This window comes from Rhodococcus wratislaviensis (assembly GCF_900455735.1).
GTDB lineage: Bacteria > Actinomycetota > Actinomycetes > Mycobacteriales > Mycobacteriaceae > Rhodococcus_F > Rhodococcus_F wratislaviensis.
In genome coordinates, this window is sequence record NZ_UAUI01000011.1 from 694,854 (window position 1) to 712,129 (window position 17,276).

The following is a 17,276-nucleotide window of genomic DNA, read 5'->3' on the forward strand; positions in this document are numbered from 1 at the left end:
GGTTGCTACGCCGTCGACGCGTTCGTCGACCGCCGGTCCCCCATGTTCCGTGACATCAGGACACCGATGAGGAGGAGGACACCCGCGACGGCGATGAACCAGCCCGTGCGGTGCAGTCCGTCGTCGCCGATCACATGACCGGCGGTGGTCTGCAGCACGACGGCGGACAGGTTCGCTCCGATGTACTGCACGGTGCGGTACATCCCGATCGCCGTGCCCACTTCCTCCACGGACGTGACCGAGCTGATCAGATTCTGATTGCCGATATTGTTGAATCCATTGGGAATTCCCAGCACCGCGGCCACCAGGAGAAGCACGACGATCGGGGCCGTACTGCTCTCCACCGACGCCAGGAGCAGCCCGCCCACCAGGAGCGCACATGTCCCGACGGTGAGCGTTCGGCGCACCCCGTACCGCCGATACGTCCGTGACGCGAACAAGGTGGAGCCGATACCGACGACGGCGACGGGCAGCATCGTCAGACCCGCCTCGGTGGCGCTCATTCCGCGGGAGTACTGCAACCATTGCGGGATGCCGAAGAAGACACAGTAGAACGCGGTGTAGGTGAGGAGGGTGCGGGCGAGTGTGGCGCTCAGCGCACGGTTCCGGGCCAGGGCCCGAACGTCGATGAACGGTTCGTCCGCCCGCCGTTCCCATTGGACGAACAGGGCCAGCACCAGCACCCACACGGGGATCAGCCACCACACGGGGTCGGTGGTGAGCGACAGCAGGAACAGCATCGTCGACGAGACGAGCCCGAGGAACAGTACGACCCCGGCCACGTCGAGCGCGTGCAGCAGTTGCCGGCCGCTGACCGAGATGCCGCCGACGAAGCCGACCTTCGCGAATTTCGTGACCGCGACCGCGCTGAACGCGACGATCGGGAGGTTGATCCACATGATCGACTGCCAGCCGAACGCCCCGACGAGCAGTCCGCCGAGCGTCGGGCCCAGTGCCACGACCGCCTGGCTGCAGATCGCGAGGGTCGTGATCGCGGTGCGCGGTTGCGCGCCATGTCGCTCCGCGTACCCGCGAATCATCGTCATCGCATTGGGATACTGTGTCGCGGTTCCGATTCCGACGAGGATGCGGGAAAAGATGAGCCAGCCGACGCTGGGTGCGAGCAGACCGGCGATCGAGCCCAGCGCTACCAGGGCGAGGCCCCCGAGGTAGACCTTCCGGGCTCCGAGCAGCGCGCCGAGCTTACCTGCCATCGGGGCGGTGACGGCCGTGGCGATGTAGAGCCCCGAGATCACCCACGTGATCCCGGACGAGGAGCCGAACTGGGCGGCGATGCCGACGATCGCCACCGCGATCATCGACGAGTTCAGCGGCTGGAGGATGCTTCCCGTGGCGACGGAACCGCTCACCCGGAACGGGACGGACGGGGACTTCTGGGCGAGGCCGGTATCGGCGACGGTCGCGCTCACGAGTTCATCAGTGACTCCTGCGGCGCCGGTTCGGGAGTTCCGGCGAGCCGGCGGAGTAGCCGTCCGGCGATGAAGAGGAGGTCACGTTCGGCGTCGGTGCATTCGGCGGCCAGCGCGGCCGTCAGCCACTCGCTACGCCGCGACCGGTCGTCGACGAGCGTCTGCAACCCCAGCGCGGTGATCGCGACGATGCTCGCTCGCGCGTCCTGGGGATCCACGGTCCGGGTAACCATGCCAGACTCCTCGAGTATCGAGACGGTCCGCGCGATGGACTGCGGCGCCACCTGCTCGAGATCGGCGAGAGCGCGTGCGCTCATCGGACCTTCCCGGTCGAGATGCGCAAGGGCCTGGAGCTGAGAGGGGGTGAGCAGGTGCCCTGCTCGCTGGGTCCGGATACGTCGGTTGAACAGAACGACGTCCTCGCGGAGCTGATCGACCTTGCGGTCCATGGGGCCTCCCTCTCACAGTCAGGTTCATTAGCCAGTCTAGCTGTTTTATTTCCGGTCTTCAATGGACGTAATCGTCCTGATATCGACGAAACGGACACTAATTTTCATCAGCACTGCTGTCTAATGCACCGAGGGGAGGCGCCACGCGCTCGAATTCCTGCAGGTAGGGCGAGCGGGGCGGGTGTCTCACAGGAACCTCCGAGGCGATCGCTGGCAGTATGAGGACGGCGAGCGCTGATCCAGATCCGAAAGAAGGTGGTCGTGACTCTTCGCACACGGACAGCCGGCATTGTCGCGGTGGTGGCCCTGACGTTCCTGGCCACGGCATGCACCATCGGAGACACCGGCACCTCGGAACCCCCGACCACCTCCCAGTCCGCGCCCGCCTCGATTGCCGTCCCCGCCGCCGACGGGGCGCCGATCAACCCGACCACCCCGATCGTGGTCACCGCGACGGGCGGCCGGCTCACGGCCGTGACCGTCACGAATCCCGCGGAGCAGAACACACCGGTCGCCGGAAACCTCACACCCGACGGCACGAACTGGACGAGCAGCCAACCGCTGGGCTACGGCTCCACGTACACAGTCGTCGCGGACGCGGTCAACCCCGACGGCGCCCCGGTCGAGCAGACCTTCACCGTCACGACGTTGACGCCCGGCACCACCGCGTACGCGAACGTCGTCCCGGCACCCGAGGTCGTCGCGGACACCGGGATCGGCGTCGGCCAGCCGATGGTCTTCCAATTCACCGCACCGGTCGTGAACAAGGCCGAGGTGCAGCAGCGACTGCAGGTGACGACGACACCGCCGCAGCCCGGCGCCTGGTATTGGACCGACGACCAGAACGCGCACTACCGAGCGGCGGGATACTGGGCGCCCGGCACCAAGATCCACATCGAGGCCGACGTGTACGGCGTCGATCTGGGCGACGGGACCTTCGGCGCCGAGAACAACTCCGCCGACTACACCGTGCACGACTCGTGGGTGGCCAAGGCGGACGGGGCGAGCAAGATGCTCACCGTGTTCCACAACGGCGTCCAGGAGAACGCGATGCCGATGAGTCTCGGCACCCCCGACCACCCCTCGCACGAGGGTCCGCACGTGATCTCCGACAAGCAGCAGAGCATCATCATGGACTCCTGCACGTACGGGGTCTGCGCCGGCGACCCCGACTACTACCGCGAAAAGGTCGATCTCAATCTGCGGATCTCCAACGACGGCGAGTTCGTCCACTCGGCGCCGTGGTCGGTGGGCGACCAGGGCAGCAGCAACGTCTCCCACGGCTGCGTGAACCTGGCACCCGCCAACGCGCAGTGGATGTTCGACCATTTCGGTATCGGCGACGTCGTCGAAATCACCAACTCGGGCGGACCGCTCCTGCCCGTGTGGGACACGTACGGGGACTGGGAGGTCCCGTGGGATCAGTGGCAGGCAGGTAACGCAACCGGATAGGAGGCGCTCGTGAGTTCACCATCCGCGGAATGTGTCGCGCAGTTGAAGGCGGTTCTCCCGCACCGGGTTCATCTGCCGGACACCGACGACTACCGCACCGCACTGGGCAGAGTGTTCTTTCCCGATGCCGCGAGACGCCGGCCGTCCTGCGTCGTCCAACCGGTGTCCGTGGAGGAGGTCTCCACCGTCATGAGGGTCGCGCATCGGACGGGCGGCACCGTCACCGTCCGCGGCGGTGGGCTGAGTTCCAACTGCGTCGCCGACGATGCCGTCATGCTCGACCTGTCGGCGCACCTGAACACGGCCCGACCCGACGACGACCGGGTGGTCGTCGCCGGCGGTGCCACCGTGGGAACCATGCTGGACGCGCTCGCACCCACCGGCCGGGTGGTACCGGTGGGGATCGTGGGCCACGCCGGGTTCGGACTCGTCACCCGCGGCGGCGTCGGATACCTCACGCGCAGTCTGGGATTGACGCTCGATCAGCTCGCCGAGGTCGAACTCGTGCTTCCGTCCGGCGAGGTCGTCCACCTGTCCGATGCCAGCACCGGCGACGAGGCGGATCTGTGGTGGGCGGTCCGGGGTTGCGCACCGTGCTTCGGCGTCGTGACGTCGGCGGTGCTGCGGACACACCCGGTGGGTCCGGTGTGGGTCGACCGCATGGTGCTCGGACTCGAGGCGCTCGCCACCTACTTCCGTGTCGCCCCGACGCTTCCGCGGGACACGACGATGGGCGCGGTACTCGGCTACAGCGCACTGTCTCCCGACGAACCCGTCCTCTTCGTGTACACCGCGTGTGCGAGCGGGGACGAATCCGACATCGACCGCGCCCGGGCGGCTGCCACCGCGGTCGCCGACGTGTCGGGCAGCGTCCTGTACCGGTCGGAGTTGTCCGGCACCTACCTCACCGGGTTACCCGAATTCGCACCACCCGGACCGGGCGGCGCAGAACCGGAACCGATCCGGCTGCCCGGACCGGGCGAGCGCCGGGGGTCGTTCTTCGGCAAGGCGGTCTTCACCGGACCGACCCTCGACTCCCCACTCGCGGAGGCGTTGGCCACCCAGATCCGCGGGGCGCCGACGCGCGAATGTCGTATCGACTTCCAGCACACCGGCGGAGCCCTCGCCGACGTCGGTGACGGCGACACCGCGTTTTGGGGCCGGAGCGGCGAGTGGAACATTCCGCTCAACGCCATCTGGTCCGACCCCTACGACGGTGCCGCCTGCTTGTCGTGGGCGGGCGGCACCCTCGACGCGCTCGCACCCCACACGATCGGCGTCTACAGCGTCGAGGTCCGGCCGGGCTTTCCCGAGACCGGCGCCGAGATCGACGCGGCCTACGGCGGGAACCTTCGCCGACTGCGAGAACTGCGGCAGAGGCACGATCCGATGGGAGTGCTGACGCACTATCCGCTCTGAGATTCCGGGTGTCACACGCAATCGTCAACGGGAGCCACACCGGCGAAACGGGCCGCGAGGAAAATCGACCGCATCCAGTGCACCGGAGATCAAGTGGCGGTGCGATTTCCGTCGGGGGGACGAACCACCTGCACCGCATCCCCCGCAGCACATGCCTGACGGACGAACTCGTCTGGACCGGGACGGGGACCAACTCGCCCCCTCCGCATGATAGCTGTAGAGAGGTGTTCTCGTCCCGACCGCTGCGAGGCGACAGCACGATCAGGTAGAGGTTGTGGCATCACCCCGCCAGCCTCGCGGAACCACCGCCATCCGACCGTCTTCGACACGCAGACTGCTAGCGGACATGCCAACCTCCCTGTAGGCGGACACGTTCGTCCCTGCTGACGGACAGCTGATCGCCCTGACGATGGGCATAGGGCCGGCGGTGTGTCGGTCCTGACAACGACGCCCCTCCGGGGTTTTGCTCGAGGTCTTCGACCACCTTGAGCGACTCCCACCGGAGGGACGCATGAAGAAGTCTGACAGGGACATCATGGAAATTCTCGAGGCCTACGACGTAGCCCTCGTCGGCACCGTTGCGGACCATGACACCACCCTTGACCCGGATTACCGCTCTTTTCGGTGTTCCGTCCGGGCGCAACACTCCGGCGCGTTTCATGATTCCTGGGCCTTCACGAGTTTGAGTTTCCTGCTGGCGTCGACACGCAACTCGTTCGTTTCCCCGGACCGGTACCGGGAGACGGCTGCTCTTGGAACTCGCGTTTTGGCGGTGGGAGCTCCTACTCGCCGCGCAACGAGCGTCAGCATCGCGGCCCCGGTGCCGGGACGCCATGTGCCGCGATCCCAACCGATTCGCCCTCGCGTGTGTCGCAGCGTCAGGTGATGGTGTAGCCGAGCTGATAGGCCGCGCCGTCGATCGGCCCGGACAACCCGGGATGCGACAACGGCAGCGACAACGCCGGCAGCACGGGGAACGCGTCGGCGGCGCGTTCGGTGATCGCGATGCAGACACTGCCGGCGAACCGGCCGCGGTAGACGATCCCGTCGAGATCGTCATGGGCGCGGTGAATGTTGCGGGCCCAGTGCTGGGTTCGGCCGTGCGCGGCGGAGTCGAGGGCGTGGTTGCCGCCGACCCGTGTCGCCCACGTCCCCTCGCCGATGCCGGACACATCGAGCAGTCTCAGCGGCCGGGTGAATCGCAGCCCGGTCAGATACGGATCGCCGCGGTGGCGGTCGATCACCCGGGCGCTCTGAAACGCCTCGGCCAGCCCGCCGCGGGGACTGGAGGCGCCGTACCAGATGCCGTAATCGGGATGCTCGGCGCGCGGGGGCGGGTGGTGGTCGAACCGCAGGATCGGCCCGAACGTGCGCAGTCCGTTCCAGGGCAGCACATGGGTGCCGGTGGTGCGATGCACCCGCCACACCACCTCGGCCGGTTGCCAGTCGATCACTTCCTCGCCGCGCACGCCGGCATCACGAAGGTCGGCGATGGTCGGTGGTGCGGGCAGCATCGACCCCATCTATGCCGATTCCCATTCGGCGGCGATGATCACGTCGTGGACCTGTTCGATGTCGGCGGCGGTTCCGGCGCTGCCGGTCAACCAGGCCACGATCGACACTGGCCGGCCCTCCACGGTCAGGGACGGTTGCGGGAGGGTCAGCAACGCCTGCACGGTCAGCGGGTGCAGGTCTTTCGCCAACAACGGCATCACCTGGTCGAGGTGCGGCACCGCACCGGTATCGGTGAACTGAGCGGGCGGGAGCAACCGGTTCCGGCCCGACGCGAACGCCCACAGGGTGCCCTCGCCGAGGCGTTGCCGGATCCGGGCCGCGGTCACCCCGAGACGGTCCGCGGCCTCCGCGATCGACAGGGAGTGGCGGACCAGTTCCTGCATCCGAATGCCGCGGTCCACCCGTGCGGTCGTCGCCGCGGCCGGGTCGTCGACGAACCCGGCCTGATCGAGCAGGGCTGCGTCGTGGTCGGACAGCGGCGGTGCCGCCGGGTTCCGGTCGGAGAGGCTGTGCAGGATCTGGGCAAAGAACTTCCGGCCGACGTCGGTGCCGGTCACCTCTCGTAGCGCCTCCTCGAAGCCGAGATCGCCGCGTAGGTAGCGGGCTTCGGTGCTGGCATCGGTGGCCTCGTTCATCACGCCCAACCCCTTACTTTCATCTATTATCACACACAAATTCATGATAGCGCGAAACGAGAGGGGCCGCTACCGCACCCGTGACGGGCTGGTGCCGGCGACTCACCTGATGACCTCCTGCCGGGGGTATGCCACCTGCCGCTGAAGAACCGGTCAGCTCGGCCCGTCCGCCCGCGGCGCACATGCGGGGCTTCGTGCGGTGTCGGGACCATGTGCCAGGCTGTCGTGCGCTGCCCCGACCACACACGTCAGGGCGGCAAGTAAGGCACATGCGGGGAGGAAGGGTTCATCGGGGCGGATACAGCAGTAGCGCAATGGGCGGGACGCCGCGGACGCCGTCTGACCGTCGCAGAAACCAGCAAGTACGTCCAGACCCACCTCGATCAGAGCGTGGACATGCAGATCGTCATCACCGGGGAGTGCCGCTGGGTCCGACGACTCTCCGGTGGCGGCTGGCAGATGGACCTCGCCGCCCCACACGGCCGCGCCGTCGACTGCATACCCGTGTACTTCAGCAACGATGTCGCCGCCGCAGTAGGCGCATTCCTCAAACACCGTGTGGGACGCCGCTTCGGCGACCACATCACCAACGGCGCCGGAGTCACCATCGCAGGAATTTTGACCGTCAGTTCCTACACCCGCGCTCTGCAACTGCGCGCCAACCAGGTCTACCCCGAACGCACAGACCCAGGGCCCGTGACCGTCGCCGAGAACGCACATCGAGACAGGCTCGAGAGCCTCGGCTTCCCCAAGTCCCTGTTCACTAAAGGCATCCCCATCAGCCTGAAGTGGCCGGACAAGCTCCGCCACATCACCGTCAACTCCTCCAACCGCTCCAAAGCCGTCACCGACATCGAGGCGATGCTCGGCAAGGTACGAGTCGGTGTCCCCACCCTCGACCCGGTCGTGGTGTCGATGAACCGCCACCAGATCGCCGAACACCTCACCACACCGTCGGCCTTCGGCACACAACTTGCCGGGCACCTATACAAAACCACTGCCGCACAAAGAAAGATCACACCCGCACCCACCGTGCACACCCAACTGCACGCAGCGAAGACGCAGGCCACCGGCGCACACGAGGACTACCGCGCACGGTACGACCAGCTCGTCCAGTGGCACACCGCAACCACCCACAACACCCGCTACTGGCGGGACGCCTACGTCGATGAACTCCGCACCGGCAGCGCAGCACGAGTCAAACTCCATTGCGTTCTGGCAGCCATCGCGACACTGCTGGTCGGCACCGGACTCGTCACGGCGACCGCGTTGCTGTCACCGAACCCCACCGTACCCATCACTACCGGAGCCGCGACCCTGCTGCTCGCCGCCCTGTGCTGGCACACCAGAACCCCCACGACCACCCCACCACGATCGATGCGATTCCGCCGGCCACCGCAGAACACCCACGACTGGATCCGCGCCACCCGCAAAGCCCGCACACCCCACCGATACCGCACCCTGTGGACACACATCCCACCAGAGCTCACACAACCCTGACACCACACCAACAACACCGGTGCGGATGTAAATGGTGAGCGCGCCCTCGAGCGGGACGATCGCGACGAAAAAGCTGTCGACAGGAAGGACTGCCGCTGCAGCGAATCCGCCACAACACAGCGCCGGTCGAGGACGCCACGACTCGGGGCGAGCCGGGGTGAGGCCACCGGGCGCCGTCGGCCTCCCCCGGGCCCGGGCCAGCACCCGAGCCAGCGCCGCCGTTGCCGTCAGGACGGCGGCCACCACCGCGATGACGCATACGAACGTCGCAGGGACGGTGGAATACCCGAACAGCCCGGCAGCGCCCACACCGGCGGCCGTCGCCGTCAGCGCACCGACCGGCAGCAACACCGCTAGCGTCCGCGCGGTCGCGGCACGCCGATCATCACCCGACCCGGCCAACACCCACCACACACCCAGCAGCGCGTACCCGTATGTCAGGACCACGCTGCCGGCGTAGAGCACCAGCACCGAAGCCCATTCCACGGCGATGCTCACGGTGGCTGTGAACGCGGCATAGATCAGCCCCAGCATCCGCAGCAGCCCCACGGTGACGCCAGCCAGGGCCGCGGCGACGGTCCGGCCGAGCAGGAAGGTGCGCCGACGGCGGCGTTCGTCCTCGCTCGTCTCGTCCCGCACCACCCGCCACCCGGACAGCCACAAGACGATCCCGCAACCGGCCCCGGCCACCATGGCTGTGGCCAACCCGGCCAGGCATTCTCTTCCGACGCTGACATCCGAATGTGATTGCACCGCAATTAGTTCCGCCGATGAGAAATCGACGGGACTGAAACCTTCGGGCATTGCACCGAGATCTCGGGACTGCCATGACGCGAAACGCACCCCGGAACAGAGAAACGGCGGGAAAGTGCTTGAGCCCACTATCACGGCCACAAGGAGACCAAGAGGAGGCAACACCTGATAACGCCTCCCAATTGATATCCGATCCCATTACGGGTTGCGAATACTGCGTCGTGGAGCGGGATACGGATCCAACCGTGCGTGTCCGGTTCCAGGCCCGGGCTACGGAAGTCGGGCGCTGCCCGCACCCACATAGTTCAGGTGGTGGACCTCGTCGAGGACCTCGCCCACCTCGTCGAAGGTGTCCGGGTCGGTCAGCACGTCGTGGGATTCGGCGATGGTGAGTGCGGTCGAGTCGAGGGTTCAGCGGTTCAGCAGCATCAGGGCGAGTTCGGCGGGATTGCAGCGGCAGTGATAGTTCACCCGTCGGCACCGGGGTTGACGTCGAGGATCTGATGGCAGGTGGTGCGGGACCAGGGGTAGGCGCCGCGGTCACAGCCCACCAAGGTCCCCGACAGGTTCAGCGATCGGAGGTCGCCGTCCAGCAGGGACGCCGCCATGACGTACCGATCCACACCCTCCGGGTGTGTGCCTTGTCGGCGAGCCATTTCCGGCGCATGGTCCCCGATCGCGGGATGTGCATGTCGCGCGGGATGCCGGTGACGGCTCCCGCAAGGGACGATGCGACGTACAGGTAACCGCCGTGGGAGTTCGTCGATCAGATCAAACCACCCGGGCAGTGGGTGACCGGGCGCTCGGATGCCGCTGGCTTTGAACGAGTTCGGCGGGTGCCCGGACCCGGTACTCGAGATCCGGTGCAGTGCGGTGCCCGCGAGAATAAGCCTGGTCTGCGGGCCGGCCGTTGCAGCACTGTGCCCCGGGATCACTCCATCCCCCCTCTGCTCGGCCGCCACCATCAGCTCCACCTCTGCCTCGGTCAGCGCGTGCGCGCTGAGTCGGTCCACTGGCCGCTGGTCCCCGATCAGCGGATTCTCGGTGGACCACCTGTCCAGGGCCCCACGGGTCCAGGTCGCACTCCATCAGCAGGTTCACGTGCTCGGCGGCGGGGCGGATCTGTTTTGCGCTCGTGGTCGAACCGGACCAGCGCCGAGTCACCCGGAATTCACGACGACGGTCACGTCGATGCTCAACCCCGCCGGCATCGATTTCCTGCACCGCACCGCGACCGAATGCAATGACACCGCCGTGCTCCATGCGTTCAGTCCACCAGCTCGCTGTCGGTCAGCGGTCGCCCGATCGTGGACGAACTCGAGGCCGATCCCGCGATCAAGGCTGTCCTCGACAGCTTCGACCTGGGCCGAAGCGCTCCTGCCGCACCCGTACTCGTCGCCCAGAACGTCAGCGACGACGTCACCCCTGCCGCGGACACCTACGAAATGGCGAACGCCTGGCGTGCAGCGGGTGCCGACGTGACCGTCGCAAAACTCGACACGCCCCCACTGCTCCCGCAAGCCGGGGTTGCAGGGCATTCGGCCGGGCTGCTCCTCGACAATCCGACCGCGGTCGGATGGCTCATCGACAGGTTCAACCATTGACCACTTGCCGATCGTCAACAGAAGCCGGCTCGGTATGACGGAGTGGGCGGATGAGGCCAACCGAAGTCGGTGACGAATTCCGGGCGTGTGTCGGCGCGTGTCGGCGTGGTCCGGAGATCGTCTCGGACCTTCGACACAGGAAGCCCCGCTATCTCAAAGCCGCTCTCACTGTGATCACAGCGGGCTGGGCTCCCAATTCAGCGCAGACACCGATCGCGTAGCCCGATTCGGTGCGGCGTAGGCGTCCTCCGTCGCGGCGAGCGTTCCTTCGTTTGCCTCGTGCTCAGCGATCTCCCGCCAGCCACGTCTGGCTCGAGTTCGGGGGTAGATCGATCGTCTCGCGAAGGAGGCGGTGCGCCTTGGTCCTCGAGGTGGCCTGAGCGAGGCCTTCATTCGACCCCGGACGGTTCACCTACCCGTCTCGTGATCCTCCCCAACTGCTGACCGATCCAGCAGCGCGGCAATGACAGCAGGCTTCTCGAGGGAAAGAAAATGCCCGGCATCCGGTATCTGTACGAACTCGGCACCGGGCAGCGCACGGTTGTTCGCGTCGCGGTCGGACGCACTGGACCAATCGTGTTCCCCGTAGACCAGATTCACGGGAACCGTCACCCGTGGATACACGGACCTGGCAGCGACCAGACTCGGCAGAGCGCCGTACACGGCACGGGCCACCGAGGCATAACCGGGCCGCTTCCCCACCGCGAGGAGCTCGTCCAGATATTCGTTCGTCAGAGCGGAGTCGTCGACGAGACCACCTCGCAGAATTGCACGCATGACGGGTTTCGGTTCGACCGTCGCGAACCGAGGGCCGATGACCGGCGCGAGGATGGCCGAGATGATGCCGCGCGCAAGTACACCGGAACGAAGAATCCCGCCCGCGTAGTCGTAGGGATTGATCGCGACGACTCGCCGAACTCGCCCCGCAGACTCCGCCGCGGTGGTGAGGGCAAGGACCGCTCCCATCGACTCCCCCACCACCGTCACCTCGCGCAGGTCCAGGTGCATGAGCAGCCGTCTCACGCCGGCACGCATCGCAGGTTCGTCGTAGGACGCCCCCGGCACGATGTCCGAGTGACCCATCCCCGGCAGATCCAGTGCGTAGACCGTGTGGTGCCGAAGTAGAAACGGGATGAGGCGGTGGAAGTGTTCCGCCTGCGTACGAACCGTGTGCAACAGCAGAACCGGAGACCCGGAACCACCCATGAGATAACGCAATCGGCCGGCGAGCGGGCCGTCGTCGGGTGACGAGTCCAGGAAATGACTCGTCGTGCCCGCGATGGCGATGCTGGGTCTGGGATCGTCGGCGACCATTGGTGAACTCCCCACTCCAGGATTACTTGATATTCTCAAGCTAGCATGTGATGGTTGCGCTGTCGTCGCGGTAAGTCTCGACGACGCAGCATCGGCCCGCTGCACGCCATCATCGCCGCGAGGCCTCGACAAGCCGCACCGTCGACTCTTCCTTCGGTCGCGACGGCAGGAACAACACTGCGACGATGGCACCGAGCGCGGTCACTCCCGCGGCGACATACGATCCGGCCGTCAGGCCGTCGAGGAAGGCACTGTTCGCAGCGTGTGACACCGCCTGCGCTGTGATCTCGTCGCCGCCTCCGCGGAGCTGCTCGGAGGCATATACCGCGGCGCCGATAGACTCCCCGGCAACAGATTTCACCTCTTCAGGGAGGGCCTGCGCCGCGTCGGATGCTGCCAGAGACGAGGCGTACAGGGAGGCGTAGACGCTGCCGATGATCGCGACTCCGAGCGTTCCGCCGACCTCCCTGGTGGCGTCGTTCATCCCCGATCCGATACCCGCTTTCTCCAGCGGCACGGCCCCCATGATCGCTTCGGTCGCCGGGGCCGAAGTGAGTCCCAGGCCGAGACCCAGTGGGACCATCTGCAAGGCGATCTCGGTGTAGCTCGTCGATTCACTCAGCGTGGAGATCCAGAGAAACGCCGAGGCGAACAGGACGAGCCCGACGGTGACGATCAGCTTGTTGCCCAGTTTCACCGCCAGGATGGTGCCGAGGACGGACCCTACCGCGATCGACGCCGCGACCGGAATGAATTTCAATCCTGTGTCGAACGGGCCGAACCCGCGCACGAGCTGGAAGTATTGGGAGATGAGGAAGATGAAGCCGAACAACGCGAAGTAGGCGAAGGTCACCGCGGCGCTGGCAGCGGTGAAACGCAGGTTGGTGAACAGCGTGACGTCGATCATCGGGTCGATTTGCTTGCGCTCCCACATAACGAGAGCGAACAACAGTGCCGCGGCGACGGCGAATCCTCCCAGGGTCGCGGCGCTGGCCCAGCCGTGTTCCGGCGCTTCGATGACGGTGTAGACCAGAGTTCCGACTGCGAGCACCGACAGGACCAGGCCACCGGCGTCGAGGGGCGGTGTGCTGGGGTCACGGGAGGTAGTCACCACTCCCGCCGACACCGCGATCGCGATGACGGCTGCGGTGGCGAGCGCGAGGAAGACGCTCCCCCACCAGAAGTGCTCGAGCAACCAGCCGCCCAGGATCGGCCCGCACGCCACACCCACTCCTGTTGTGGCCCCCCAGATTCCGATGGCCTTGGCCTTCTCTGCGCGTTCGGTGAAGACGTTGGACAGGATCGACAGTGTCGTCGGGTAGACGAATGCTGCGCCGAGCCCCATCACCGCCTGCCAGGCGATCAACTGTCCCGAACTCTCGGCGAACGACGCTCCGACAGCTCCGCCGCCGAAGATCGTCAGCCCCAGAAGCAGGGCGCCCTTACGTCCGTAGCGGTCGCTGAGGCTACCGAACGCCAAAACGAAGGTGGCGAAGAGCAGGTTGTAGGCATCGACGATCCACTGCAGTTCCCGGTTGGTCGCCTGGAAATCCAGTGCGAGTGAGGGTAGGGCCACATTGATCGCGGTCGTGGCGAGGCTGATCGCCAGAGTCGCCGCGCACAATACGAGCAGGACCGCCGAGCGCGACGTCTGGCGTCGCTCTTGGATGATTGAGTTCACGACTTTATTATTTCAAGCATGACGAAGAAAATGTCAAGTGTAAGATGGGTGTGTGAAGTCGTACGGGGAATTCTGCTCGCTCTCGCGGGCGCTGGATGTGGTCGGTGATCGGTGGACGATGCTGGTGGTCCGCGAACTGCTGGTCGGGCCTAGCAGGTATTCGGATTTGCACAAGGCGCTGCCCGGGATCGCCACGAACCTGCTGGCGAGTCGGCTGCGAGCCCTGGAAGAGGCGGGAGTTGTCGCGGCGACCGATGCGCCCGCGCCGGTGTCCGCGCGTGTCTATTCCCTGACCGAATGGGGCCGAGGACTGCAACGCCCCCTGGTCGAACTCGCGCGGTGGGGCGTGCCCCTGATGTCGGCGGGTACCGGCGAGGACCACAGCAGAGGACGGTGGCTGGTATTCGCGATCATGGCGTTGTTTCCGGAGCCGGCCGCGACGCAGGAGGACTCAGGGGTTCCCGCGGTGACGGTACGCATCGATGCCGACGGCGACAGTCTGCTGCTCGTCTCCGACCCGACGGGAGTTCGCGCGTCGGTCACGAGCGCCGGCGAGCCGGCCGAGGTGATCGTGGCGGGTTCATCCGAGGAGGTGTTCCGCACACTCTCCGGCGACCGCACCGAAGGCCCGCACGCCCACGCCACCGGCGACGCCGACGCGCTCCGACGCTTCTTCGCGCTGACCTCATCGGCACTGACCGCCCGGCCGAGAGAGAGCATCTGACGGATCGACGCGGGTCCGGGAAGTCAAGCGGCACGACCGCCGCGACGAACACAACCCGGTTTGGCCTCGTCCGCGACCTGACCGCTCAGCAGGCCGGGCAGATCACCGACGCGATCACCGCGTCCTCGCCATAGATGCTCACGCTGACGAACTCCGTCATGGCAGGTGGTCAATGCCCAATTCTGCTGAACTCGACGCCGATTTCAGAATCGCGACAACCACACGCCCGTCACCGCCCGTCCGTCGCCGGCGGCGGCGGCGGGCTGATCCTCGTCGACCATCTGCGTCTCGGCGCTCTCGGGCGCGGCAGGTACTGGATTCAGTGCCAGGAACTCCACCAGCGAACTATGGGCACCAACCAAGGGTCCACACCATCCAGCTCGTCCCAACCCGTACGGCGGGATCACTACACCGTGAATGGAAGCGCCTGCCGCCACCGCACTGCCGCGACCAGTGCGTCGATGACGGGCATGAGCTGGGGGAAGTAGTACGGCATGTCCAGCATCACGATCACCTCCTGCGCTGCGTATCGCCGGGAAGAGGCGGATCGGTACAACGCCTTCTCCCCGGAGCGGCCGGGATCCGATGGCGTCGGCAGGAATGGTCGACGCGCAGGCCGTCAAGGGCGCCGACACGGTCGGCACGGACACCCGCGGATGGGACGGCGGGAAACGGGTCAACGGCCGGAAGCGACACGTGGTCACGGACTCGCTGGGCCTGTTGGTGGTCGTGCTGGTGACCGCGGCGAGCGTACAAGACCGCGACGGCGGGCGCCTGGCGTTGTCCCGGGCGAAGACAGTGATGCCGTCGATGGTGTTGGTGTGGGCAGACGGCGGCTACGCCGGACGCCTCGTCGCGTGGGTCGCGGAGCATTGCCGGATGACGCTCGATATCGTGCGGAAACCCAAGGGGAAGGTCGGATTCAGTGTGCTGCCACACCGTTGGCTAGTCGAACGGACACTGGCGTGGATCGTGCGTTGCCGTCGACTTGACCACGACTACGAACGCCTCCCGGCGCACTCGGAGGCGATGATCACTGGGCAATGATCGGATTGATGACCCGACGACTCGCGCCAGCACGCGGGCGACGCCCCTGGCAGTCGACCCGCGCGGCGTGACACTTTCAGAACACTTTCTAAGACTCAGGCCCATCGCGGTTACGACCGCTGCCAGGAAGAACGACCATCGCCTCGTCCGCGCCATGGACAGTATTCTGCCACTCAATTCGGTCTAAGTATAGATATTATCCGACCAAAGCAGTCAAGGCCGCCCCGCGCGCACTCAGCACCGCTCAACCCCTCCGAAGCGGGATCAAAACACCTCATCCGGGTGACGCACCCATCGCGACCATCCATGAGACTCGAGTCACAGAGCATGAGTACGTAGGGGGTGACCCTCATGCGTCCGGCTCTCTTCAGCCCACCCCAGAGAGAAGGTTGATCATGACGACAGTCGAATCCGCCGACACCACAACAGTTCCCGACGAGATAGGCAGGAAGATCGTCCTCCCCGAGGGACACAGCGACGACGCAAAACTCTACGAGGCGTACCGGTGGCTCCGCGAGAACCAGCCCCTCGGGCAGGCACGGGTAGAGGGGTACGACCCCCTCTGGCTGGTCAGCAAGCACGCCGACCTGATGGAGATCGAGCGACAGCCAGAGATCTTCAGTGCGGGTGGTGGCGAGAACAAGGGCTCGCACAACCCGATTCTCACCAATCAGGCCGGTGACGAGTTCACGAAGACACTCACCGGTGGCAGTCTCCGCATCCTCGACGCGCTGCCCTACCTCGACCCGCCGGAACACACCACGATCAAGGACGTTGCGTTCGACTGGTTCCGCCCGGCGAACCTCAAGAAGTGGGAAGACCGCATTCGCGAGACCGCGCGGGAATCCGTCGCGCGCCTCGTGTCCGGAAAGCAAGACCTGGATGCCGTGCACGAGTTCGCGGTTTTCTTCCCGCTGCACGTCATCATGTCACTCTTCGGTGTTCCCGTGGAAGACGAACCACGCATGATGGCGCTGACGCAGGACCTCTTCGGAGTCGCCGACCCGGACGCGAAGCGCGACGACATCGAAACCCTTTCTCCCGACGCCGCGGCACAGCAGTGGGCGGCGGCAATCGCGGACTTCTACGCGTATTTCGATGTTCTCGTCGAGAGCAGGCGCGCCGAACCGCGCGACGATCTGGCCACCCTCATCGCCGTCGCGAAGGACGCGAGCGGGGAGTACTTCCCCAAGACCTTCGCCTACGGATGGTTCGTGGCCATCGCCACCGCCGGCCACGACACCACGGCCAGCACCCTCGCGGGATGCCTGCAACAGCTGGCTGCACGTCCCGACATCCTCGAGCGTGTCCAGGGCGACCTCAGCCTGGTTCCACACCTCGTGAACGAGGCACTGCGGATCGTGTCGCCGGTGAAGCAGTTCACCCGCGTCGCTCTCAGCGACTACGAACTCCGCGGACGCACCATCAAGGCCGGCGACCGCCTGATGCTGCTGTTCCAGTCGGGCAACCGGGATGCCGAAGTCTTCGACAATCCGGACACCTTCGACATCGATCGACGCCCGAACAAGCAGATCGCCTTCGGCTACGGCCCGCACATGTGCATCGGACAGCATCTCGCCAAGCTCGAGATGAAGGTCATGCTCGAGGAGCTGCTGCCCACACTCCGGCGCATCGAGGTGACCGGTGACCCCAAGATGATCCAGACGAACTTCGTCGGCGGACTCCGGCGCCTGCCCGTCCACCTGACGTTCGCCTGACCCGGTGGTGCGCCGAGGCGAGAACCGCTTCGGCG

16 protein-coding genes and 1 pseudogene are annotated in these 17,276 nt (G+C 66.2%); 8 read left to right on the top strand and 9 right to left on the bottom strand.

Features of this window, described 5'->3' with window-relative positions; all coding sequences use genetic code 11:
* Nucleotides 1–5 precede the first annotated feature (5 nt).
* Together DTA22_RS16895 and DTA22_RS16900 are read right to left on the bottom strand one after the other, a co-directional pair.
* Entirely contained in the window at nt 6–1,430 is a 1,425-nt protein-coding gene (locus DTA22_RS16895) for an MFS transporter (RefSeq protein WP_112300185.1), read from the bottom strand.
* The gene (locus DTA22_RS16900) at nt 1,427–1,879 is read right to left on the bottom strand and encodes a MarR family winged helix-turn-helix transcriptional regulator (RefSeq protein ID WP_037226211.1); all 453 of its coding nucleotides are present in this window, start codon (nt 1,877–1,879) and stop codon (nt 1,427–1,429) included. The genes DTA22_RS16895 and DTA22_RS16900 overlap by 4 nt, the downstream gene beginning before the upstream one ends.
* Nucleotides 1,880–2,134: 255 nt before the next feature.
* Between DTA22_RS16900 and DTA22_RS16905 the strand changes: the two genes are divergently transcribed.
* Both DTA22_RS16905 and DTA22_RS16910 read left to right on the top strand, forming a co-directional pair.
* Entirely contained in the window at nt 2,135–3,331 is a 1,197-nt protein-coding gene (locus tag DTA22_RS16905) for a L,D-transpeptidase (RefSeq protein WP_112300186.1), read from the top strand.
* A 9-nt stretch (nt 3,332–3,340) separates the two neighbouring features.
* A complete protein-coding gene (locus tag DTA22_RS16910; protein WP_112300187.1) occupies nt 3,341–4,750 on the top strand; it encodes an FAD-binding oxidoreductase in 1,410 nt (469 codons plus the stop codon).
* Nucleotides 4,751–5,309: 559 nt separating this feature from the next.
* On the opposite strand, the pseudogene DTA22_RS16915 reads toward DTA22_RS16910, so the two are convergent.
* The 3 genes and pseudogenes from DTA22_RS16915 to DTA22_RS16925 all read right to left on the bottom strand — a co-directional run.
* Nucleotides 5,310–5,503: pseudogene (locus tag DTA22_RS16915) on the bottom strand (hypothetical protein); the annotation flags it as partial.
* Nucleotides 5,504–5,628: 125 nt separating this feature from the next.
* Complete coding sequence (locus tag DTA22_RS16920; protein ID WP_052033079.1) at nt 5,629–6,273, bottom strand: RES family NAD+ phosphorylase; 645 nt, start codon at nt 6,271–6,273, stop codon at nt 5,629–5,631.
* A complete protein-coding gene (locus DTA22_RS16925) occupies nt 6,274–6,900 on the bottom strand; it encodes a hypothetical protein (RefSeq protein ID WP_037231408.1) in 627 nt (208 codons plus the stop codon).
* A 390-nt stretch (nt 6,901–7,290) separates the two neighbouring features.
* On the opposite strand from DTA22_RS16925, the gene DTA22_RS16930 reads away from it, so the two are divergent.
* Nucleotides 7,291–8,400 carry a hypothetical protein gene (locus tag DTA22_RS16930; RefSeq protein WP_037231406.1) on the top strand — a complete coding sequence of 370 codons (1,110 nt, stop codon included), beginning with the start codon at nt 7,291–7,293 and terminating at the stop codon, nt 8,398–8,400.
* Between the two features lie 157 nt (nt 8,401–8,557).
* A complete protein-coding gene (locus DTA22_RS36300) occupies nt 8,558–8,860 on the top strand; it encodes a hypothetical protein (protein WP_156046581.1) in 303 nt (100 codons plus the stop codon).
* 760 nt (nt 8,861–9,620) lie between these two features.
* On the opposite strand, the gene DTA22_RS16935 is transcribed toward DTA22_RS36300, so the two are convergent.
* Entirely contained in the window at nt 9,621–9,809 is a 189-nt protein-coding gene (locus DTA22_RS16935; RefSeq protein WP_174484669.1) for a hypothetical protein, read from the bottom strand.
* Nucleotides 9,810–10,460: 651 nt separating this feature from the next.
* Between DTA22_RS16935 and DTA22_RS36780 the strand changes: the two genes are divergently transcribed.
* Entirely contained in the window at nt 10,461–10,757 is a 297-nt protein-coding gene (locus tag DTA22_RS36780; protein WP_235214661.1) for a lipase family protein, read from the top strand.
* A gap of 408 nt (nt 10,758–11,165) precedes the next feature.
* Here DTA22_RS36780 and DTA22_RS16945 read toward each other — a convergent pair whose 3' ends face one another.
* Together DTA22_RS16945 and DTA22_RS16950 are read right to left on the bottom strand one after the other, a co-directional pair.
* Nucleotides 11,166–12,071 (bottom strand): alpha/beta fold hydrolase, encoded by a 906-nt coding sequence (locus DTA22_RS16945; protein ID WP_112300188.1) that lies wholly within the window; start codon nt 12,069–12,071, stop codon nt 11,166–11,168.
* 109 nt (nt 12,072–12,180) lie between these two features.
* Nucleotides 12,181–13,752 (bottom strand): MFS transporter, encoded by a 1,572-nt coding sequence (locus DTA22_RS16950; RefSeq protein ID WP_112300189.1) that lies wholly within the window; start codon nt 13,750–13,752, stop codon nt 12,181–12,183.
* Between the two features lie 52 nt (nt 13,753–13,804).
* Here DTA22_RS16950 and DTA22_RS16955 point away from each other — a divergent pair, with 52 nt between their 5' ends.
* Entirely contained in the window at nt 13,805–14,476 is a 672-nt protein-coding gene (locus DTA22_RS16955) for a winged helix-turn-helix transcriptional regulator (protein WP_112300190.1), read from the top strand.
* Nucleotides 14,477–14,679: 203 nt separating this feature from the next.
* On the opposite strand, the gene DTA22_RS36785 is transcribed toward DTA22_RS16955, so the two are convergent.
* On the bottom strand, nt 14,680–14,814 hold the full coding sequence (locus tag DTA22_RS36785; RefSeq protein WP_255309480.1) for a hypothetical protein: 135 nt from the start codon (nt 14,812–14,814) through the stop codon (nt 14,680–14,682).
* 247 nt (nt 14,815–15,061) lie between these two features.
* Between DTA22_RS36785 and DTA22_RS16960 the strand changes: the two genes are divergently transcribed.
* Both DTA22_RS16960 and DTA22_RS16965 read left to right on the top strand, forming a co-directional pair.
* Entirely contained in the window at nt 15,062–15,523 is a 462-nt protein-coding gene (locus tag DTA22_RS16960; RefSeq protein ID WP_112300191.1) for a transposase, read from the top strand.
* Nucleotides 15,524–15,918: 395 nt separating this feature from the next.
* Nucleotides 15,919–17,241, top strand: coding sequence for a cytochrome P450 (locus DTA22_RS16965; protein WP_112300192.1), 1,323 nt, complete (start codon nt 15,919–15,921; stop codon nt 17,239–17,241).
* Nucleotides 17,242–17,276: the final 35 nt, after the last annotated feature.

What these genes read in the sequence shown, in the direction of transcription:
- DTA22_RS16965 (WP_112300192.1), top strand. Translation starts at nt 15,919, where the DNA reads ATGACGACAGTCGAATCCGCCGACACCACAACAGTTCCCGACGAGATA.
- DTA22_RS16925 (WP_037231408.1), bottom strand. Translation starts at nt 6,900, where the DNA reads ATGAACGAGGCCACCGATGCCAGCACCGAAGCCCGCTACCTACGCGGC.
- DTA22_RS16945 (WP_112300188.1), bottom strand. Translation starts at nt 12,071, where the DNA reads ATGGTCGCCGACGATCCCAGACCCAGCATCGCCATCGCGGGCACGACG.
- DTA22_RS16920 (WP_052033079.1), bottom strand. Translation starts at nt 6,273, where the DNA reads ATGGGGTCGATGCTGCCCGCACCACCGACCATCGCCGACCTTCGTGAT.
- DTA22_RS16935 (WP_174484669.1), bottom strand. Translation starts at nt 9,809, where the DNA reads ATGGCTCGCCGACAAGGCACACACCCGGAGGGTGTGGATCGGTACGTC.
- DTA22_RS16900 (WP_037226211.1), bottom strand. Translation starts at nt 1,879, where the DNA reads ATGGACCGCAAGGTCGATCAGCTCCGCGAGGACGTCGTTCTGTTCAAC.
- DTA22_RS16960 (WP_112300191.1), top strand. Translation starts at nt 15,062, where the DNA reads ATGGCGTCGGCAGGAATGGTCGACGCGCAGGCCGTCAAGGGCGCCGAC.